Origin of the sequence: Pantoea sp. Cr_R13, from assembly GCF_029222565.1 — a bacterium.
In the GTDB taxonomy this organism is placed as follows: Bacteria; Pseudomonadota; Gammaproteobacteria; order Enterobacterales; family Enterobacteriaceae; genus Pantoea; species Pantoea eucalypti.
Map to the genome: position 1 here is coordinate 127,163 of NZ_JARHXL010000009.1, position 20,123 is coordinate 147,285.

The following is a 20,123-nucleotide window of genomic DNA, read 5'->3' on the forward strand; positions in this document are numbered from 1 at the left end:
TCAATGTTATCGGAGAAAAGATGAAACTCTACTACGCCCCGGATACCTGTTCGCTTTCGCCCCACATCGTGCTGCGCGAACTGGCAATAGCGTTTGAGCTGGTTAAAGTGGACAACAGGAGCAAGCTCACCGCTGACGGGCATGACTTTCGCTCTATCAATCCCAAAGGCTATGTCGCTGCGCTGGAACTGGATGACGGGCAGATACTGACAGAAGGGCCATCGATTGTGCAGTATCTCGCTGACCTGAAACCAGAAAGCAAGCTGGCACCGCCAGCAGGAAGCTGGGAGAGGGTTCGTCTGCAGGAGTGGCTTAACTTTATTACCAGTGAAATTCATGCGGGGTCTGCGCTGCTGTTTAACACGTCCCTGCCCGACAATGTTCTGACGATTTTTCGCGAGAAGCTGTTCCGGCGGTTCGATTATCTGCAGACTTCGCTGTCCGATAATGCCTTTCTGATGGGGACGTCGTTCGGCGTTGCTGATGCCTATCTGTACACCGTGCTGGGCTGGTGCAAATTCTTCAACATTGAACTGGCGCGCTGGCCAGCGCTGGTGGCTTATCGGACGAGGATCAACGCGCGCCCTGCTGTGCAGGCGGCATTACTGGCAGAGGCGTCGCAGTAAGCGCAGCAAAGCTGCAAGGCCGGGTTCCGGAGTGGGCAAAAACTATCGTTTCACACGCGATGGGTTAGTATCACGGGACTCATGTTTCAGCAGGGAGTCGGCTTTATGATTTATAGCGAGAAGGTGGAAACCGCGGTCATCCAGCATGCCGGCAAGGATTTCGAGGTCACGCTATTAAGGGCGAAAGAGGCCAGGCAATGCATCCTTTTCGCAGCCGGTGCTGGAGGAAGTCCATTGCGTCATCTGGCGCTCTTGCAGACCTTTAACCGGAATGGTATTGCGGTGATCGCACCGCATTTTGATCGGTTGACCTCACCCACACCCTCAAAGATTGACCTGCTGGATCGTAGCCAGAGGCATGCCCTCGCTCTGGATAATTTTGGTCATGATTATGAATCGATTGCCGGTGTCGGGCATTCCCTCGGCACCGTGATTCTGTTGATGCATGTCGGCGCGGAGGCGTGGACCCGAGCCGGAGAGAAGGTGACGTTTGCAGGCGGTCAGGTTTTAAATCAACTGTTCCTGTTAGCGCCTGCGGCGGACTTTTTTAAAGCCCCCTCGGCACTCGCATCCCTCAATGTGCCGGTGAAGATCTGGACAGGCGCAAAGGACGCTCTGACACCGCCGTCGCAGGCGCTGTTTATGCAATCAGAATCAGAAACGGTAATTGATGTTTGCGTGGTTAAGGATGCGGGCCATTTTACTTTTATGAACACGCTGCCGCCGCACATAATAGATACCCACCCTTCACGCGAATCATTTCTGCTTAGTCTGGGAGAGGAGATATCCCGTTTCGTCACGGATTATCAGGCCTGACCCGATAAATAAACACTCTGATTAAACCGAGCCCTCTTTTTCAATAACCAGCACGCGTGCGGCGCCCTGTGGGCGCGCGATATGCTCGGTTCCTTCACTGGCGTAAAAGATATCTCCGGCGTTGAGAACACGGCTTTTAACTTCGCCCTGTTCCTTATATTGCATTTCAACGCATCCCTCCATGACAGCAAAAACTTCCTGTCCGTCGTTGATGTGCCACTTGTAAGGCTGATCGGTCCAGTGAAGTTTCACACTGACATTATCAAAGCTGGCAATATGCAGTGAGTCCCATGCTCTTGAGCCAGTAAATTCTTTACTGCTAAAAAAATTCATCTTTTCTCCCTCAACAGACGTGCTTTAGCGTCATCAATATCAGAGAGAGTGGATGGATTCTATGCGTCCGCTTTATGTTGTCCTGATCTGTCCCCTGATTGTCCGTTTAAAGGCAGGTGAACACTTAATAATTAATTGAATAGCGTAAAATACCGTTCAAAAATAGCAGGGTAAAAGCCTGCATTCATTCTCATTCCAAAAGGTCTGTCATCGATGAGTCTGCAAAACCTCTATCGTTCAATAAACGAAAACACTACCGCCATCTGGGCGAAAAATGCAGGAGTTGGGGATATTAAACAGGGAAACTATTACGATCCCGTCAGGCTGGCTCTTGCCTCGGGTATACAGCCCCCTGTTTCTCTGGATGTCTCGCGTCTTATTGGTGAATTGCAGCAGCTCACAAAAGATGACCCACTTGCTGATGTTCTTCCCCCGGAGGGTTTCCATTTTACCTTCCTGCCCCTGACTCTGCCGTTCATGAACGAAAACGAGCCACTGCCAGGAAAAGTGGCAGAATTGACGAAGATCTGGACTGGATTCGATGCAAAGCGAATCGTTATACGAGACCTTCGGTTGGTTGCGTTGCCCAGCCAGTTATTGCTGGCGGGAATCCCTGACAGTACTGCAATCGCTATGCGCCAGTCCTTCTGCGAAAGCGTTTTGAATTCTCAATGGAAGAATGAATTGCAGCTGCGCCACAGTGGCAGCCCATTACCCGCCCCTTTCTGGCACAGCACCCTTCTGCGCTACGGCGCCGATTTTCTACCCACCTCTCTGCGTCAGTATATTTTTGAACGCCAGGCCATTAATTTTGGCAATGTTACCGGGGATTTAAAATTGGCGAAGGTCAACTATAACTGGACGATATGTTACCCATTGACGATTTAATCAGGACTATTTCTCGCGTCCACCAGCCTGATGACGTTCAGCCAATACCGCCTCATTGTCATCATGTCACTTTTGACTTGAGGAAAAATTCCAGGGAAATTTAAAAATCTGCCGAGAGCTGCCGATAACCTCAGGTATCGACACTCTGTACGCAGGAAACAACATCCATGTCACCATCCGACATTCATAGTAAGCATCAGGAAATTGGCGAAATTACGGCGCGTGCTGGCCACATCCTGCGGCAGCTTCGCGACAGTCTGCAACAACTGGGGCTTGATAAAACCATTGCCGATGTGGCGGGAAGCATTCCCAACGCCCGTGAAAGGCTGGGTTATGTCGTCACAATGACCCGCGAAGCAGCAGAGGGCGTAATCAACAGCGTGGAAATCACGCAGCCGCTGCAAACTGAGCTGGGAGAAAAAGCGGAGAAACTCACACAACGCTGGGATGCCACTTCCGGGACGCTGTCAGACAAAGAACAGACCCAGGCATTAGCTACAGATACCGTTGCCTTGCTGAATGACGTCCCTCGTGTCACGGGTCTGACACAACAGCAACTGCACGCAATAATGATGTCGCAGGGGTTCCAGGATCTCACAGGACAAATTGTGCAGGCGATGATGGCCGTGCTGAACCAGGCGGAGCAGCAACTGATACAGGTCATCCGTGATAACGCAGGCTCACATAGCAGCGCCGAACGTAATGCGCCTTCTAAGCCTGCTTCCGCATCAGAAACGCCTGCCAGTCAGGATGATGTGGATGACCTGCTGGCCAGTCTGGGAATGTAGGTCGATAGAAAGAGGCCTGGCGAACACTCACACTTAATAAGAAGAGGGTTTGCGCCAGGGCAACCCGCCGGTCTTGATGTGAGCCCGTATTGTGCCAGAAGCGGACATTGCAAAGATCAATGTTTCAAATAAGCCGATAACAGGCTATGCCAGGTGGACTTCATTGACCGTGCTCCATCAACTCCAGCGTCTGTCCATCGGGACTTTGTAAATAAATTACTCTGGTTCCCTGCATGGGACCTGATAAGATTGTCTGAGCTTTACCTGGTGTTTTCCAGCCATACTCTGATACTTTGCGCAAGAGCGTATCCAGATCCTCAACTATAAACGCAAGGTGAGCATAGCCGGGGATGTAGGGTGCTGAGGGTTCTTCTGGCTGTTTAATGTTATCGTATTGCAGTAATTCAATTTTGATGCCAGCCAGCTCAAGCAACGCCATTCGTACATCAGCCCCCCTTGCGCCTGTGACTTCATCAATGATGGGCCCGGACATTTTCCCTTCGCGTAATAACTCCCCTCCAAGAATATAAGTCCAGAAGAATAATGACTCTTCAATGTTTTTAACTGAAAAACCGACGTGATCCACTCTTCTTATCATGAAGTTACCTGCTGAATTTAAAAAATTAAGCACCAAACTATCTGAAATCTCTGCTTTAGTACTTCACGATAAGTGCGGAGCTAATTTTCTCATGAAAACATAGAGTTAAGTATGCCCTGACTGATATATTTGTGATGATCCAGCGTGAGAGTTATGCATATTTACTAATCCCAGTGGAAAAATACGCGACTGTGTTGCATTGCAAGCCTATATCAATTATAGAAACCCTGCGATCTCCGCTTTTTGCTCATAGGGGACCGGACCTTGCAGTACGTAGGTCTGCTCTGTGTAAGAAGCGGACGTTACATAAATCGTGCTATGTTAGTTTGTCGGGAGCTGGTCAAACCCGCTAGTTCACATGACGTTATTGATTGAGAATGAAATAATGATTACTTATCAAAATGCGATGGACAAAGCTTTGGATTATCTTAAAGGCTTTGACATTCCAGTCGTCATTACACTTCATGGCCGCTTATCAGAAGGCTGGTTCTATTGTTATCAATCGAAAGAGTATCTGGAAACGGGTGATTTTTCTGCTCAGTTGGCGGGAAATGCACCGTTCATAATTGATAAAGATAATGGAGAAATTCACTCTTTTGGCACTGCTTATCCTTTAGATAAATACTTGCTGGATTACGAACAACAAAAAAACGAATAACATCCGTTCATCGCTCTATGCGGAATGTGCCTCCAAGTCAGGCTGCTGTATGACAAAAAGAGGCTGAATTTCTCTCCAGTGCCAGTTTTTCTCTTTAGGAAAGAAGCCCAGTAAAACGCACTAATTCTCAATTAGCTCAAGCTAAATATTTCTAAATAGCCGCCGATAACAGAATTCATGTGATGGATTATATGGAGATAGAAATGATTAGTCGTTTACCTGGATATCTGGTTACCTTGACTTTGTTATTACTGCTTTCTGGCTGTACAAAGGTCCGTGATATTTCGAACCAAAAATACACTTATAAAAGTGATCATAGCCTCGCGTGGAATATCAATAATGCATCGGGTATGACCCCGTATTATGATGCTCAGGTCAGCCCCAATGCAAAGTTGCTTTTCACTCGTACCGACTTTGATTTGTCATTTCCTGTGGTTAAAGCTAACGGGTTTAACGAGGGTTCGGTGTCTTTAACCCCCCTGATGGAATTTGTTTCTGTGGGTTTAGGGCCTGAAGACTGGCTTAAAGATGGAATTCTGGCATGGGTTCCTTTAGCACTTGCTTCCACCCCCGCTCAGGCATCTCAGGTACTCTCGGACACACTGGAGAAAGCGGTAATAAGCACTTTGAAGGAAACGGGGCGCTCTTATGGGGATGTGCGTAAAGGGAAAAGTAACGCTTTTTGGCTGGCTAAATATGTCTTTCAGGATAATGACGGGCGTTATCTGGTTGTCAAATTTGAAGATGCATATGCTGGGTGTGTAGTTCCCACGGACAAATATTACGTATCGGAACACCAAGACCGTCCTGACTGCACTTTTTTTACGTCTTTCCATGATCCGGAAAAAATTGTCTCCACGCCCGATTTTATCAACGCAAATGGCACAGGTAAAAGCTATTTGATCCGGCTTGACGGAATAAAAGGAAGTTACATAATCCCGGTTTATGAAAAGCTGTCATCGCATTCCAAGGCTGACAGCCTGCGTCTTAGCTATGCCTTCTTACAACAGGTCAGCCGACATCTTCCTTCCTGGGTAGTGTTTCACCTAAGCCCTCATGAAGATGAGAGGTTACCTGCTCTCATATTGCAGCAGGGAAAAGTACATTTTTTTGTGCGAGCCAGATAAAAATTCTTGTTCTCGCTCCATGGCAAGAATGGACTGAGTTTAAGAAAAATAATTAACTGCTATATTCCAGATTTTTACCTGCCGTGGGCGTTTTCCTCAACCGTTTAAAACGCCTACTTAATTTGACAGCCATTACCGTAGTCGCAAGCCTAATACTCTGACGTCCGCTTTTCGCTCATAGCGGACCTTACATCAAGTTACTCCGCTTTGGGCCAGAAGCGGACACTTGAAGTATGCTGCTTTAAATTCAATTTAATACCTGAACAGCCTGCCTTGTTATAAATCATCCGACAAATCAGTCCAGTTATGTGATCTCTTTTATGCTTTTTTTATTTAATCATTGATTAACCGTGATCAAGGTCAAGTATCAACTGCAAGCTACTTGTATGGTAGTAGCCGCAATAGCTATGTTACCAGGGTGTTTAAATTTTGATCTATTGTTTCCTCAAACATAACAATAATAACTACAAATAGGGCCTGGGCTCGCCAGCAGCATCAGTAGGGCTGCTGACAATAAATATTTTTCTAAGGCACCAGATATGACAACTTCCACATCTGAACAGACGAAAAAGTCGCCAAAAGAGACCTCGACTGACGGTGAACACGCTCCGCGAAGCGGGCTATATCGTTTTCTCCCTAAAGCGCATCCTCTCTCCTAGTGGATGCTGGTCATTACGACTCTTGCGATCCTGATGAACTCAATTGACAGGATTATTCTTCCTACTCTGCTTCCGGCAATAATGCAGTCATTTAACCTGACTGAAGTTCAGGCAGGTTGGCTCAACTCACTTAGCTTTGTCGGAACCTTAGCTGGCGCTGTGGTTTTCGGTTTGTTCTCAGACTGGTTAGGTGCCGGGCATAAGCGCTGTTACAGCTGGTGCGTAACGGTGCTTGTGGAAATTATCTCAGGTGTGGCGACTGCCTTTTGTAAGACGCTGGGAGCGTTCCAGGTTCTGCGTGTCACAATGGGCATGGGAACCGGGGGGTCGGAACCGATAAACGTTGCTCTGCTCGGGGAGTGGTGGCAGAAAGAGAACCGTGGATTTGCTATTGGAGTACATCATACCGGATTTCCGCTAGGACAATTTATTGGTCCTATCCTGATCGCAGCCATTCTGGCTTTTGCGACCTGGCGTGAAGCATTTCTGTTTATTCCACTGATTGGCTTAGTTATTTTAGTGGCACAGTTAATCGTTGGTACACGTAAAAATCATCAGAGAGTTAATGACTGGATTATTGATAACAAGCTGACCCCGCCCGTTACGGAATCATTGCAGAACACCATCGAAAAGAGTTCGGTATGGGCTAATGCCGCTTCTTGCCTGAAAAACCGCAACTGCCAATTGAGTATTCTGCTGATTTTTGGTTTTACATGGGCAGAGATGGGGATAGCTAACTTTCTGACGCTGCAACTGACGCGTGAAGTTGGACTCGACCTCTCGACCGCAGCAATCATCTCTGGTGCATCCGGATTGACTGGCTGGATTGGGCAGATTTTGTGGGGCAGCTTCTCGGATTTGAAAGGGCGTAAACGCTCTCTGGGCATCATTATTACGGGCTGGATTCTGGCAGCGGCGCTATGCATGTTCATCCATTCCGCAACACTTGGCTGGGCCATTCTTATCTTTTGGGGCCTGTTCCGCAACTCACCTTACCCTGTGGCTTATGCTTTACTTATCGACTCATCTCCTCGTGCTGCAGCGTCCAGCATGGGATTGATGATCGGCCTCGCAGTTGGCATCGCCGGTATTCTGGTCGCACCCATTAGTGGTTGGATTATTCACAACTACGGTTTCACCGTGCACTATTTGGTTATTGTCGCGGTATTACTTATCTCATGTGTTCCACTTTGGTTCATTAAAGAAACAGTAACGTTGAAAAAGGCCTGATATGACCAGCGATCTGATCACTTTATTACGTCACCATAAACTCATTGAGTTAAACCATCTCTATGAAGAGTTCATGCCAGTCTGGCCAACCCATGGAAAATTCTTCTGCAGCCGTGCCGAAGACTACATTGCTGGTGATGGCAATTATAACTGTCAACTTAGCCTCGGCGATCATTGCGGTACTCATGTGGATGCGCCTGTTCATTTCATTGAAGGTGGAAAAACTATAGAGCAGATTGACGTGCGCCAGCTCACCGGACGGGGTCGCTGCCTGGATATGTCGCATCTGGCAGAGAACAGTGACATCACTGTAGAAATGATCCAATCCTGGGAAGTTGATAAAGGAAAAATCATTGCAGAAGATATTGTGATATTTCGAACGGGTTATGATGAGAAGTGGAGCTGTCGTCCAAACCAGGCGCCATTTTTGCAAAACTGGCCAGGCTTATCAGGCGAAGGAGCACATTATCTGATTGAAAAAGGCGTTACTGTTTTCGGTACAGATGCCATGTCGCTGGACAGATATAATAATGAAGCATACCCGGCTCATCTTGCCGTTCTCGGCTCTGATTGCCTGATCATTGAGAATCTGGCTAATCTTCAAGCCTTGCCTTCCGAATTTATTTTCATGGCATTTCCCCTCAGGATTAAAGGGGCATCGGCTTCGCCAATCCGGGCAGTGGCGCTAGTAGAGTAAATGGCGCGGGTGTTTGCCTGAACAGGACGCAATTTTAATGAGGCTCAGGATTAGTTAACGGGGAGCAGGCGATGTTTGACCTGCTCCCCGTTGATTCATACAGAACGCTGTTAGCAATGTCCGCTCCTCGCTTATAGCTGACCTGCCCTCGAATAATCTTCGACTCATACCCACGTACAAGACAGTTGCTTGCAGCTGGCGTAGCGGGTTTTCCAGGCGGCCCCTATAAGGCCGCCCCGGCACGTATCAAATACATGTCCGAGAGGGCCCGCTTCTGGTTTCACTATGAATGTTGACACCTGCAACATCCCGCTCACAAGAATGTGAAAATCATGCCTGAAACCGATTAAGGTTCACAAGTTGTCGCAGCATCTCGATATGAATCGGTTTATCATTAAGCGCCGGTATGTAAGTAAACGATGTACCACCCGCGTGCATAAAAATCTCCCTGTTCTGCTCATCAAGCTCCTCAAGCGTTTCTAAACAGTCTGATGCGAACCCCGGGCTGATTACATGCAGGCTTTTTATTCCTTCATTCGGCAGATTTTTAATTGTCTCATCAGTATAAGGCGTTAACCATGGCTCTCTGCCGAATCTTGACTGGAACGTCATCAATATTTTCAATGACGGCATATTGATTGCTTCAATGAGTAATTTTGTCGTTAACTCACATCTTTCCTGGTATTGGTCCCCCTCTTTGACAAACCTCACCGGTATACCATGATATGAAACCAACAATGCATCTGGAACGCCGTTAGCTTCGAAAGATGCCAGAACGGATGCTTTTAACGCTTCAATGTAGGCAGGAAGATCGGCATAGTCATTGATGAAATTTATGGAGGGTGTATACCGGTTCTTCATTGTCTGCAGGTGACGGCTCACGCTATCCCAAACAGAAGAAACGGTCGAAGATGAAAACTGGGGATACAAAGGAATGACGATAATTTTATCGACGCCTTTTTCCAGTAGCCTGTCAATTGCACCACCTATACCCGGCTCGCCATAACTCATCCCCAGCTCGACGGGCAAACCTGTCACTTCTTCAAGCGCACGGGCTTGCCTGACGCTATAAACCATGAGAGGGGAACCTTCCTCCATCCAAATCGAAGAGTATAATTTCGCCACTCGCTTCGCACGTAATGGGATAATCACGCCATGTAGAATGGGGCACCAAATGATTCTCGGTAAGTCGACCACTCTGTAGTCATGCAGAAATTTAGATAAAAATTTCTTAACCGCAACAGGCGTTGGTTCATCTGGTGTTCCAAGGTTAACAATCAAAACACCCTGTTTATTCGTCATTAAGTGGGGCCCTCAAAGCCATTGTCACTAATTCACTCATGCCAGTCACTCCGTAGCTGCTTGTCTTAAAGGCCTCAATGTGACCTCATTTTGTAGAAATATTTGCAATGCAGCTTTACTGTTTCACGGTTTATGATTCTATGCATCTGATTGCAGCCATCGCTTAGACTAAACGATCATGATTTTAGGGCATATCATCAGTAAAAACATTACTTTCTCTATCGTCAGATTTAACCGGTGCGGGGCTACGCGACGTCATTATCGAAGTCGGTGTGTGGGGTTAGTTGACTGAAGGTGGTGAGAAAAACCGCATCTGGATGCCCGCGCAGATGCCTGCGTCAGGCTTTATCTTTTTATGCGTAAAAGTGAGGAAGGCGACCGACCTGCTCCCTGTTAATTCTTACAGAACGCTTTTAGCAAGGTCCGCTACTTGTTCAAAGCGGACTGACATGCCTCAACAGCTACCCCTGCTTTTACCACGCTGGACGACGTTGCCTTAACTCGTTTCGTATAACGTCTTCAGCAGGCAAGCCGCGCAGTGGTACGACAGCAGAATTTAATAGTTATAATATTTTAATAACAGGCGCAGGATTAGGCCGGCGAACCGGCCTGAGGCATTATCAGATGGCGCAATAAACGCGCGCTTCACGTGGCGTGTAGATACCAAACGTCACCACGCTCAGTAAGCCATTAACAAACGTCTGCTGCACTTCAACCCGACTAACCTTTTCCTGGCCGCCGCACACCTGCGCCGCATCAATGCTCTTACGCTGGCCAATCCCTGAAACAAAGAACGGCTGGCTGGTGGTTTTCGTCGCCGCGCCAACTTGATTCTGTTTCATTACGAAAGTCTGCTGCGCGCAACCGGTTAAACTCAGAGCCAACAGCGCCGCAACACAAAGCTTGTTCATAAATATCCTTATTGCTTGAAATGAAAAAATAAATACTGAGTGAAATCATCACTCAGCCAGCAATCAGGTTATCGACAAGGAAAGCGGAAACATGAGAAAAATTTTTGAATGAGGACTGTTCTTCTCACCCGCCGCCGCACCACCAAAGCTCTATTACAGCTCACGCAGTAGCGACTTATACTTCTCTCGCATAGTGGACCTTAGCCTCCATTAAGTCCGCTTTGTGCCAGGAGAAGACCATTTGAGGGATATAAAAATTAAAAAATGAAAGCACGGTTAGAGATGCTTTTATGCCATCCAACTGGCAACAAATTTAATCAACCTTACCAGCAATCCGATCAAATAAGACCTCAGGATCTATAGCGTTAGTTCTGGTGCGCATCAGCGACAGTTGTCTGAAGTGCGGGCTGCCATGAGCTATTACGGGCAAAAGCGCAGCGCCAATTGCAGGGGCCATGGCCCCAAGACGCGCACTTTCTAACCGCGACGTGTCTCTTATTTTTCGGGCAGAAACAGAAGGAAGTAGTGGATAAGTGCGATCAACCACCGAGGAAAATAGCGCTGAAGGAAGATAGCCCCCAATCAAAATTTTCTGCGGATCGAACATGTTTTCAATGACTGAAATAAGGATACGTAACCGCTTACTGTTGCATTCCAGCCATGACATCAGCTGACTATCTCGTTGAACGTACAATTTTTCAAGATAGTCGGGCTTTTCTACCTCATTCAGGTCTACGTTCAGCGTGGTTGCCAGCTCCTCTAATGAGAAAGGGGGAATATCGCGGGGGCACTTCATTAACTCTGGTGGCCAGCAGATCATTCCAATCTCACCCGCATTGTTAAACGCCCCCTGAAACGGCAGACCGTCGACAATGATTCCGGCACCCAGTCCGTGACCGACGAAGATATAAACATAATGCGTCAGTCCACAGGCTGCCCCCGCATGGCGTTCTGCTATCGCAGCGGCAGTCGCATCATTCTCAACAATAACCGGTATCCCGCAGCGCGCTTCAAGCCTGTCAGCGACCGGAATCTGGCTCCACGACTGCCAACCCGGTGCACCGACATACTCCTCATATCCGGCTTCCTGTAGGGTCGGCATCGCGATGCCGGTTCCCCACACAGGTATCCCCTCACACTTCAGCGTCAGATCGGCAATGACGTGGGCGATGGTATCGAGGCTCGCTTCAGGATTATTCCACTCCATTGGCGCGTGCAGGCTGGCTAACGCATTTGCGGCAAGGTCACAGGCGACAGCAGTAATCCCTTTCCGATCAAGATGTATTCCTAAAGCACAACCTGCCCGAGGGTTAAGCCGCAACAACTTTTGCGGGGCACCGCGTCGGTGTTGCAGACGCCCTTCCTCACTGACCAACCCTCGCTCAAGCAAATCCTTTGTGATGTTTGTAATCGTTTGAGGCTGGAGTCCTGTTGCGTTGACCAGGTCCGATCGTGATAGCACACCAGCAGTTCGGATCAGGTCAAAAACCAGCCTGCGATTATAGCGGCCTGAAAAGGCATGGTTATTACCCGGGTATGCCACAATGTTTTCGCCTTTATTAAATCCATTAAATGGATAATAGAATGGAGAATCTGATTACGTCCAGCGCTCAATTTTTTAAAAAAATCGATTTCTGTCATAAAAAAATCATAAAAGCCCCGTTTAATTGCCCACATTGACCATTTAATTAAACCATTAACTGGATTTAAATGAAGGAGTGTGCCGACAATGTGTAAGGTGTTTTATTCCCTGGTCGCGTTGACCGTCAGCGCGTTATTAATGACGGGCACCGCATGTTCCTCTGAGTTGGTGATTTACACGGCTCACGGTGAAACGACGACATCACCTGTCCTTGAAATGTTTAAAAAAGTGCATCCGGAAATTATCGTCACACTGGTAAGAGGCGGTACTGGCGAAGTGGTCGAAAGGCTGCGCGCCGAAGCAGACAACCCTTCAGCCGATCTCCTGTGGGGCGGCCCTACACAGATTTACGATGAAAATGCGGCCCTGTTCCAGCCTTATGAGAGCAAAACTGACAATGCAATGGTTACCGCAGATCCACGCCATATCTGGCATCCTTTTACCCTTCTTCTGCAACCCATCATCGTGAGTACGAAGCGCGTCCTTTCAGTGGAAATGCCGTCCTCGCAGGCCGATATGGTGACAGGAAAATGGCGAAAACAGGGGACATTGATCATCCCCGATCCGGCCCGTTCCGGAACCGGTTATACCCTGATATCGGCGCTTGCCGGACAATTTGGTTGGCCGTTTATCAACAATCTGGTCAAAGGCGCACGGATCGCAGCAGGCTCCGATGATGCCTTCAACGCCGTCCGTGATGGCGAAGCCGCGGCAGGCTGGATAAACGAAGATTTAGGCGCTAAATGGAAAGCCAACGGACTGCCCGTTAGCATTGTGTATCCCACTGATGCGGTGACCGGTCAGATTGATGCACAGGCTGTCGTTCAGGGCGCTCCTCATCCCGATCAGGCCAAACTGTTTATCGACTTTCTCGGACAGAAAGATACGCATGAAAAAGTCAGGGATCTCACGATACGTCGTTCAGCCCGCTCAGATGTCGCGCCTCCCGCTGCGCTTCCCGACCTGAGCACGCTCAACATTATCTCGCCACAGGATCCTAAACAGGTTGTCGTTGCACGTTTTCAGGCGGCGTTACCAAAATGAAAGGGCTTCGTGATTCATGGCGCTGGTTCACCGTCCTTATGCTGCTGTTCTGTGGAATAACGATCCTTTGGCCTCAGGCTCGTCTGCTCAGCGCCTCTTTGCTGAGCGACAGTGGCAAATTTACCCTTGTAAGTCGGGCTGCAGGGCTTGACGCCGTTCCGGAAATGACACGCGGATATACGCTGAAAACGGATAAGGATGGCGTGACGGTGACAAAACGTGGTGATGAACCACTGCGTTTCGTCGCCTCGGACACAGATAAGATAGTGATTCACAGTACATCGCCGCTCAGCATTACCTCTGTAAGCCGCGGAGAAATGCATTTAGGCGTGGGCAGCGACACTTTACTCCTGACTCAGCAAGCGCCGCGAAGCCTTTTCAGTCGAACGGCGGCAAAATCGCTGACGGCTACCTTGCAGTCAAACGGTACAGTCATTCTCGAGCACGCGACGAATGCGTTTATCACAGCAGAAAATCCGACGCTGACCTATACGCTCAGCCATTATTTTGCCTTTTTTGCCACAGGTGAAACGCTGCGCGCTACCCTGAACAGCCTGATGATTTCTTTTTTTGCCACGACGCTCGCCGCGTTAATTGGCGTTTCACTGGCCTACATGATCGCGCGCTTCAGAATTGCAGGCGCCAACACGCTTGTTTTCATGGTGACAATGGCATCGGTTTCTCCCCCTTTCCTTGGCGCCTATGCTTGGCGGCTTCTGCTTGGACGCAACGGGATTGTGACGACGTTGCTCGACTTGCAGACATCAATTGTGGGCATTTATGGGGTCATTTGGGTCATTACCTGGCTGGTTTTCCCGGTTATTTTTCTGCTCAGTTACAGCGCTTTTCGGCAACTGGATGCGTCCCATATTGAAGCAGCTGAGTCTCTGGGCGCATCCCCCTTACGTGCCCGTCTGACAGTGGAGATTCCGTTAGCCATGCCGGGAATCGTGACAGGGCTCTATCTGGCGATGATGGCGGCCCTGTCAGACTTCGGCACACCCCGCATCATTGGTCTTGATTTGAATGTCTTACCTGTACTGATCTATAACGCGTTTCTGAGTGAAGCGGGAAGAAACCCTGCACTGGCGGCCACGGGTTCAGTGGTTCTGGTCGCGATTTCCAGCCTTTTTCTCATGATGCAGCAGCTCTATCTCTCACGTCGTGGCTATGCTGCCGTTTCATCACGGCGTCCCGAACAACGCGAACTCTCCCGTGCAGGTCACTGCCTGACCCTTATCCTGAGCGGCTGTGTTCTGCTGTTGGCCTTTGTCCCGCACATCACTGTGCTGGTTACCAGCTTTGTTAAATGGCGTGTGGGCCTGCCAACGCTAACGCCCACATTGGCTAACTATGTAACCATGTGGCAAAACGGGTTGATGCCCGCATGGGTCACGCTGTCATTAGGTCTTTCGGGCACGCTGGTTGCCTTTGCCGGGGGACTGGGCGTGGCTTACGTTCTGGTGCGTAAACGCTACACATTCCTTGCGCCTTCGCTTAGCGGTCTTGTCATGTTGCCTTATGTTATTCCCGGAACCGTGCTGGGCATCGGGCTGATCCTGATTTTCAATCAGGCACCTCTGCAGCTCACCGGGACGTGGTTTATTCTGGCACTGGCTTACGTCGTCCGAAACCTGCCCTTTACCGTTAAAGCGTCTGAAGCCGCACTCCGCCAGGTTCATCCTGCTCTCGACGAAGCCGCCATCAGTTTAGGTGCCAGACCCGCTCGCGTGTTTCTGACCATCACGGCCCCGCTAATGCTGGCTGGGGCACTCACGGGTGCGACGCTGACGTTTTTACACATCGTCACCGAACTGTCTTCGACAATCGTCCTCTATCGTCCGCCATGGAAGCCCATGACGGCCGTGATATTTGAAAACACGCTGGTCGATGCCGATTTTGGCATTTCTGCAGCCCAGACGATTTTGCTGATGCTGATTATCTATGTGCCACTGTATGCCGTTGTCCGCTTCGGGCTGTCGGAGAGGAACAATTATGTCTGACATTCATCACGACGCAGCATCGCGGCGAGGCTGTGAGGTGACTATTCAGTCTGTGTCAAAACGCTACAGCACGCATCTTGTTCTGGATGATGTCTCAATGACGATCCGACCAGGCGAGTTCTTTACGTTGCTGGGTCCGTCAGGCTGCGGTAAAACGACCTTACTTCGTTCAGTGGCAGGCTTTCACGCGATTAACAGCGGTCACATCTTGTTTGACGGCGTCGACGTATCAACCCGCGCCCCCTGGGACAGAAATATCGGTTTTGTCTTCCAGAACTACGCGCTGTGGCCCAATAAAACCATTTTCGATAACGTGGCTTACGGACTTAAGTTACGGAAAATCAGTAGGGAAGATATTCAAAAACGGGTTCGCCTTGCACTGTCTCAGGTGCAGCTTCGCCATGTGGAAGACCGCTATCCTGCTGAAATGAGCGGCGGCATGCAACAGCGCATTGCAATGGCCCGCGCACTTGTTATCGATCCGCCACTGTTGTTACTGGATGAGCCAATGTCCAACCTTGATGCAAAACTCCGCGTCTTGTTAAGACAGGAACTGCGCGAATTACAGCAGCGCATTGGTGTGACCGCTATTTATGTCACACACGATCAGGAAGAGGCGTTGGCGCTGTCTGACCGCATTGCCGTGATGAAAGGGGGGAAAGTGGATCAGCTCGCCTGCCCGGAAGCGGTCTATTCCCGTCCCGAAACACGCTTTGTGGCAGATTTTGTCGGTCAGGCCAACTTTATCGACGGCGTGGTGGAAGACCAGGGCTTCAGACCGGATGAAGGTCCTTTTTTAAACATCATCGATCCGTCACGCAGAGGACGAGCAACCTTTTTCGTGCGCCCCGAAAGCGTTCACTTTTGTGAGCCGGGCACTGGCGCCTGCGACGTGACCGTCACGGATGTACGTTACATTGGCCGCGCATGGATTCACATCTTGTCATTCAGCCCCATGCACACCCTCTCAGCTGAAGCCAGCGCCCCTCTGCCACTAGGCAAACGAGTGGGCATTACGTTTGATAACCCACGTTTTATGAAGGAGGAAGCATGACAAAAAATGCCCTCGACAGACCTCGCCTTCTTCTGGCGGCGAAGCGCGCAGCCCGGGCAGGCGGTGCTGAGCTGGTTAAGTGCTTTGGCAGCCTGGAAGACACCGACATCAGTAAGAAAGGCATCGCAGATTATGCTTCTGCCGCCGATCTGGCTGCAGAAAGCATCATCTTTTCGCGTCTTAACGAAGATGCGCCGGGTTTTGGTTTCCTGGGAGAAGAAACGGGGTTTACCCGCGGCCAACATTCGCAATACTGGGTCGTCGACCCGCTGGATGGCACCAGCAATTTCATCTGGGGTATCCCTTACTTTGCGGTCAGTATTGCGCTCTGCGATGACGAGGGGGAAATACTGGGCGTTGTATACGATCCGCTTCGGGAAGAGTGCTTTACCGCCATCAGAGGTAACGGTGCTCGCCTGAATGGTCTACCGCTTCCTGGTTTGACGGCGAAAACACCGGCTGAAGCACTGTGCTCCGTCTCGCTGCCCGTTCCAGGCCAGTTAAAGGTGATTGACCAGGCAGTGTTGTTTAACGGCCTGGCGCGGCTTATGGCTGAAAGCGCAGGCGTCCGGCGACTGGGTTCGGCGGCGCTCGATCTTGCCTATGTCGCTTCAGGCAGACTGGACGCGTTTTTTGAGGACGGGTTGAGTTATTACGATATCGCCGCAGGAAAATTGATTGCCCAGGAAAACGGCATTCAGGTCAGGCAATTTTCTGGCGAAGAAGCCCATGAAGGCTCGGTGATAGCAGCGCGTCCTGAACTTTATGACTGGTTTCAGGAAAGCTTTTCATAACCCCTCTGTAAGCTATATCTGCATGCAGATATGAAATGCGCACTGGCCAGTGCTGGTTTTTTATCGCGGAGTCTCAGGGATGCTGTCTGGGATTTGGATGTTATGTTTTAAGTTATGAAAATATTTAGTCGTCATCAGTAAATGTCTGCTTTCCGCTCATAGTGGACTTTATGCCGCCGGATTATTTAGCCTGCCTGAATGCTGCAAGGTCAGTGGCAGAACGTCTTATCTCCCCATTCAGTCAAAGACTGAATGATGTTCTCCTGAACATGTCTTACCCGTTACCAGGGCTGATCGGCATTTCAACCGGGATAACCACCGCGCACATCATCTCTTCCACTCAGGCTGTCAGATCTTTAATCCCCCGACACGCATCAATGAGACAAATAATGCCCCCGCATTTCTCCTGATCGATGTTACGCGTGCGACTGATGAATCTGACTGTTTAATGATAGCTGAGGGGATACGAATACAGCTTACGGGTGCTTGTCCAGTTCGGACCTCCTAATAGCGAGCTTTTCTCACAAAACCAGAAGCGTCAGACATGACGCCCAGGTCAACTCATGCGTCTTCGTTTCCAATGGTAAAGCTTTGTCATTGCCAGCGGGATGAGGTAAAGCGCAAAGCAGCAGATCACGTTTATGGGATGGAAAGGTTTATCTTCGCCACTGTCCATGTGGCGCCCGAAGGCGATCTCACTCCGTGGATGGATGACCGGCAGGCTATTGGTAAATCGTATTGTTTAACCGTCGTCATTGCACCGGTAAGAGAAAATTCATGGCCGGATTCTGATGTAAAAACATGCACTCCGGATGCATGAATTGTAATAAATAGACATCAATTAAATTGTGCACAATTTATTTTTTGCGAACTCTGGAGTTTGCTTTTTCGCCGCCGATAGAGCCTGAGACTGATATCAGGTCCGCTAAAAACGATAGCGTGTTCGACGCGATTGTGGCCGCAGGCTTTGTTTACGTCATTATCTGTACGGGTAATGCGGGGGAGCGTAGTCAGCCAGATGAAGGCTGTCCTGCGGCAGGATAGGACGCCTGACAGGCCCGGCTGAATATCAGTTAATGCCAGCACCAACACAAATACAGCAGTATTTCTTCATAACGAGAAAAATATGAAAATATCTACCCGCCTGACCGCAGGCTTTGGCCTGCTTATTATCCTGTTTATTATCTGTACAGGAACTGCACTGCATGCACTGAACCGGGCCCGCGAGGGTATGGACGTAATTGTAAACATCAAAATGAAAAAGTATCAGATTGCCGAAGAGATGCTAGGTGAAATAAGACAGATGGCCATCGATGTCAGAACGCTTGGGCTGCTAGCAGATATCAACGCAATGAAACCTTTGGCTAAGCGCATGCAGGAAACGCAAGCGCAGTTTACGGCCAACCGCCAGGCTTTGGGTAACCTGCTGGAGAAGGACTCACTTCCGGCGGGTCGTCAGGCATTTAAAAGGTTGACGGATACGGAGAGATCTTTCTTCGCCACATTCTCAAAGGCCAGCCAGCTCGGCCTTGCCAATCGTGATAAAGAGTTTTTAGAGTGTCTCACAAAAGAAGTACAGCCTATACAGGACACCATGTTAAGCGATCTGCTGGTCGTGACCGGGATACAACAGAAAACCAGCAGTTCTGAAGTGGCGAAGAACAGCGCTTTAACCTCGCAATCATCCCTGATTCTGATTTTACTGGCTGGTGTATCCATTATTGTCAGCATCGGTGCCTGCATTGTCATTATCAGAGTGCTGATGCGACAGCTGGGTGGTGAACCCGCGCAGGCTCAGGTGCTGGCATCGGCCATTGCGGCAGGTGACCTGACGACCCAGGTGATACTTCGCCGTAACGACACAACCAGCATGCTGGCCTCTCTTGATGGCATGCAGGCAAACCTGCGCGGCCTGGTGTCAAAAATTAAGGATACCTCCGCCTCTGTCGCGCTGGCTGCAGATGAAATCGCACAGGGCAACAGCGAACTGTCCTCACGGACAGAACAGCAAGCCGCCGCGCTGCAGGAAACGGCAGCCAGCATGGAACAGCTTACCGCCACGGTGAAGAGCAATACCGCCGGGGCACAGCAGACCGCTCAATCCGCCCGTGGAACGGCGCAGCTCGCCCTTAAGGGCGGGTCGGATGTTCAGTTGATGTCTGCGACTATGCAGGATATTTCCGTTAGTGCCACAAAAGTCCGTGACATCACTTCCGTCATTGAAAGCATCTCTTTCCAGACCAATATCCTCGCGTTGAACGCGGCCGTAGAAGCGGCCCGGGCGGGTGAAGACGGACGTGGCTTTGCCGTCGTCGCCGGCGAGGTCCGTACGCTGGCACAGCGCAGCGCGACTGCCGCAAAAGACATCAAGTCTCTGATTGAAAATGCCGTTGAGCAGATTGAAAGCGGGGTCAGTGTGGCCTCCTCCACCGGCCAGAGCATTCAGGCTGTTGTCAGCAGGGTTGGAGAACTTGCAGAGGCGATGGACAACCTATCTCTGGCCTCTTCGGAGCAGATGCAGGGAATTTCGCAGGTCACTATCGCCGTGAGCCAGATGGATGGTGTGACGCAGAATAACGCGGTACTGGTGCAGGAGTCGTCTTCCGCATCGCAGTCGCTTTCTCAGCAGGCGCATGCCCTGCGCGGAATGGTTGAGACATTCAGCGTCTGACATAAAAACGTTCCCTTTTACTGAAACGTTGAGAGGCTGTCAGGCCAGTAACCCTGGATGCTGGCCTCTTTTTTATCGCTCCTGAATTGGCAGATATTATTTTAGTGTAGATAGCCTGCATTTTTAATCGCCCGCTGCGCTGCTGCTGCGGCGAAACCGCAGATAAAACTAGAATGCCTCATAAGGGCAAAAGCACCTGAAAGACTTTATCAGGACATTTATCTCTGGCTTCCCTTTCAAGGGCGCTTTTTTTGCCTGGCGATGACCTCAGACTGACTGCTT

The 20,123-nt window shown here is 49.7% G+C and carries 18 protein-coding genes; 13 read left to right on the forward strand and 5 right to left on the reverse strand.

Annotated elements, in window-relative coordinates; all coding sequences use genetic code 11:
* Window positions 1–20: 20 nt before the first annotated feature.
* A complete protein-coding gene (gstA, locus tag P2R09_RS04585) occupies window positions 21–626 on the forward strand; it encodes a glutathione transferase GstA (protein WP_275767526.1) in 606 nt (201 codons plus the stop codon).
* 105 nt (window positions 627–731) lie between these two features.
* Window positions 732–1,442, forward strand: a complete 711-nt coding sequence (locus P2R09_RS04590) for an alpha/beta hydrolase (RefSeq protein ID WP_275767528.1) — start codon at window positions 732–734, stop codon at window positions 1,440–1,442.
* 21 nt (window positions 1,443–1,463) lie between these two features.
* Here P2R09_RS04590 and P2R09_RS04595 read toward each other — a convergent pair whose 3' ends face one another.
* Window positions 1,464–1,775 (reverse strand): cupin, encoded by a 312-nt coding sequence (locus P2R09_RS04595; RefSeq protein WP_275767530.1) that lies wholly within the window; start codon window positions 1,773–1,775, stop codon window positions 1,464–1,466.
* A 213-nt stretch (window positions 1,776–1,988) separates the two neighbouring features.
* Here P2R09_RS04595 and P2R09_RS04600 point away from each other — a divergent pair, with 213 nt between their 5' ends.
* Together P2R09_RS04600 and P2R09_RS04605 are read left to right on the forward strand one after the other, a co-directional pair.
* Window positions 1,989–2,663: a hypothetical protein gene (locus P2R09_RS04600; protein ID WP_275767532.1), complete on the forward strand. Its 675-nt coding sequence runs from the start codon at window positions 1,989–1,991 to the stop codon at window positions 2,661–2,663.
* Between the two features lie 167 nt (window positions 2,664–2,830).
* The gene (locus P2R09_RS04605) at window positions 2,831–3,451 is read left to right on the forward strand and encodes a protein phosphatase CheZ (protein WP_003851694.1); all 621 of its coding nucleotides are present in this window, start codon (window positions 2,831–2,833) and stop codon (window positions 3,449–3,451) included.
* 160 nt (window positions 3,452–3,611) lie between these two features.
* On the opposite strand, the gene P2R09_RS04610 is transcribed toward P2R09_RS04605, so the two are convergent.
* Window positions 3,612–4,049, reverse strand: a complete 438-nt coding sequence (locus P2R09_RS04610; protein ID WP_275767534.1) for a VOC family protein — start codon at window positions 4,047–4,049, stop codon at window positions 3,612–3,614.
* 385 nt (window positions 4,050–4,434) lie between these two features.
* Between P2R09_RS04610 and P2R09_RS04615 the strand changes: the two genes are divergently transcribed.
* From P2R09_RS04615 to P2R09_RS04630, 4 genes are all read left to right on the forward strand, one after another.
* Entirely contained in the window at window positions 4,435–4,707 is a 273-nt protein-coding gene (locus P2R09_RS04615; protein ID WP_275767536.1) for a YrhB domain-containing protein, read from the forward strand.
* Window positions 4,708–4,910: 203 nt separating this feature from the next.
* The gene (locus P2R09_RS04620) at window positions 4,911–5,834 is read left to right on the forward strand and encodes a hypothetical protein (protein WP_275767538.1); all 924 of its coding nucleotides are present in this window, start codon (window positions 4,911–4,913) and stop codon (window positions 5,832–5,834) included.
* Between the two features lie 662 nt (window positions 5,835–6,496).
* Window positions 6,497–7,723, forward strand: a complete 1,227-nt coding sequence (locus P2R09_RS04625) for an MFS transporter (RefSeq protein ID WP_345799216.1) — start codon at window positions 6,497–6,499, stop codon at window positions 7,721–7,723.
* Between the two features lies 1 nt (window position 7,724).
* Window positions 7,725–8,420, forward strand: coding sequence for a cyclase family protein (locus tag P2R09_RS04630; RefSeq protein WP_275767542.1), 696 nt, complete (start codon window positions 7,725–7,727; stop codon window positions 8,418–8,420).
* Window positions 8,421–8,750: 330 nt separating this feature from the next.
* Here P2R09_RS04630 and hemH read toward each other — a convergent pair whose 3' ends face one another.
* From hemH to P2R09_RS04645, 3 genes are all read right to left on the reverse strand, one after another.
* Window positions 8,751–9,722, reverse strand: coding sequence for a ferrochelatase (gene hemH, locus P2R09_RS04635; RefSeq protein WP_275767544.1), 972 nt, complete (start codon window positions 9,720–9,722; stop codon window positions 8,751–8,753).
* A 620-nt stretch (window positions 9,723–10,342) separates the two neighbouring features.
* A complete protein-coding gene (locus tag P2R09_RS04640; protein WP_009089453.1) occupies window positions 10,343–10,633 on the reverse strand; it encodes a Bor family protein in 291 nt (96 codons plus the stop codon).
* A 313-nt stretch (window positions 10,634–10,946) separates the two neighbouring features.
* Entirely contained in the window at window positions 10,947–12,176 is a 1,230-nt protein-coding gene (locus P2R09_RS04645; protein WP_275767552.1) for an ROK family transcriptional regulator, read from the reverse strand.
* A gap of 186 nt (window positions 12,177–12,362) precedes the next feature.
* On the opposite strand from P2R09_RS04645, the gene P2R09_RS04650 reads away from it, so the two are divergent.
* The 5 genes from P2R09_RS04650 to P2R09_RS04670 all read left to right on the forward strand — a co-directional run bounded on the left by P2R09_RS04650 (window position 12,363) and on the right by P2R09_RS04670 (window position 19,841).
* Window positions 12,363–13,319 carry an extracellular solute-binding protein gene (locus tag P2R09_RS04650; protein ID WP_275767554.1) on the forward strand — a complete coding sequence of 319 codons (957 nt, stop codon included), beginning with the start codon at window positions 12,363–12,365 and terminating at the stop codon, window positions 13,317–13,319.
* Window positions 13,316–15,322 (forward strand): iron ABC transporter permease, encoded by a 2,007-nt coding sequence (locus P2R09_RS04655; protein ID WP_275767556.1) that lies wholly within the window; start codon window positions 13,316–13,318, stop codon window positions 15,320–15,322. The genes P2R09_RS04650 and P2R09_RS04655 overlap by 4 nt, the downstream gene beginning before the upstream one ends.
* Entirely contained in the window at window positions 15,315–16,376 is a 1,062-nt protein-coding gene (locus P2R09_RS04660) for an ABC transporter ATP-binding protein (protein ID WP_275767558.1), read from the forward strand. The genes P2R09_RS04655 and P2R09_RS04660 overlap by 8 nt, the downstream gene beginning before the upstream one ends.
* Window positions 16,373–17,170 carry an inositol monophosphatase family protein gene (locus P2R09_RS04665; protein ID WP_275767560.1) on the forward strand — a complete coding sequence of 266 codons (798 nt, stop codon included), beginning with the start codon at window positions 16,373–16,375 and terminating at the stop codon, window positions 17,168–17,170. The genes P2R09_RS04660 and P2R09_RS04665 overlap by 4 nt, the downstream gene beginning before the upstream one ends.
* Window positions 17,171–18,296: 1,126 nt before the next feature.
* The gene (locus P2R09_RS04670; RefSeq protein ID WP_275767562.1) at window positions 18,297–19,841 is read left to right on the forward strand and encodes a methyl-accepting chemotaxis protein; all 1,545 of its coding nucleotides are present in this window, start codon (window positions 18,297–18,299) and stop codon (window positions 19,839–19,841) included.
* The last annotated feature ends 282 nt before the right edge of the window (window positions 19,842–20,123 follow it).

Coding starts and splice junctions, on each gene's coding strand:
- hemH (WP_275767544.1), bottom strand. CDS start 9,722: ATGACGAATAAACAGGGTGTTTTGATTGTTAACCTTGGAACACCAGAT.
- P2R09_RS04600 (WP_275767532.1), top strand. CDS start 1,989: ATGAGTCTGCAAAACCTCTATCGTTCAATAAACGAAAACACTACCGCC.
- P2R09_RS04625 (WP_345799216.1), top strand. CDS start 6,497: ATGCTGGTCATTACGACTCTTGCGATCCTGATGAACTCAATTGACAGG.
- P2R09_RS04595 (WP_275767530.1), bottom strand. CDS start 1,775: ATGAATTTTTTTAGCAGTAAAGAATTTACTGGCTCAAGAGCATGGGAC.
- P2R09_RS04665 (WP_275767560.1), top strand. CDS start 16,373: ATGACAAAAAATGCCCTCGACAGACCTCGCCTTCTTCTGGCGGCGAAG.
- P2R09_RS04660 (WP_275767558.1), top strand. CDS start 15,315: ATGTCTGACATTCATCACGACGCAGCATCGCGGCGAGGCTGTGAGGTG.
- P2R09_RS04610 (WP_275767534.1), bottom strand. CDS start 4,049: ATGATAAGAAGAGTGGATCACGTCGGTTTTTCAGTTAAAAACATTGAA.
- P2R09_RS04650 (WP_275767554.1), top strand. CDS start 12,363: ATGTGTAAGGTGTTTTATTCCCTGGTCGCGTTGACCGTCAGCGCGTTA.
- P2R09_RS04620 (WP_275767538.1), top strand. CDS start 4,911: ATGATTAGTCGTTTACCTGGATATCTGGTTACCTTGACTTTGTTATTA.
- P2R09_RS04630 (WP_275767542.1), top strand. CDS start 7,725: ATGACCAGCGATCTGATCACTTTATTACGTCACCATAAACTCATTGAG.
- P2R09_RS04590 (WP_275767528.1), top strand. CDS start 732: ATGATTTATAGCGAGAAGGTGGAAACCGCGGTCATCCAGCATGCCGGC.
- P2R09_RS04615 (WP_275767536.1), top strand. CDS start 4,435: ATGATTACTTATCAAAATGCGATGGACAAAGCTTTGGATTATCTTAAA.
- gstA (WP_275767526.1), top strand. CDS start 21: ATGAAACTCTACTACGCCCCGGATACCTGTTCGCTTTCGCCCCACATC.
- P2R09_RS04605 (WP_003851694.1), top strand. CDS start 2,831: ATGTCACCATCCGACATTCATAGTAAGCATCAGGAAATTGGCGAAATT.
- P2R09_RS04640 (WP_009089453.1), bottom strand. CDS start 10,633: ATGAACAAGCTTTGTGTTGCGGCGCTGTTGGCTCTGAGTTTAACCGGT.
- P2R09_RS04655 (WP_275767556.1), top strand. CDS start 13,316: ATGAAAGGGCTTCGTGATTCATGGCGCTGGTTCACCGTCCTTATGCTG.
- P2R09_RS04670 (WP_275767562.1), top strand. CDS start 18,297: ATGAAAATATCTACCCGCCTGACCGCAGGCTTTGGCCTGCTTATTATC.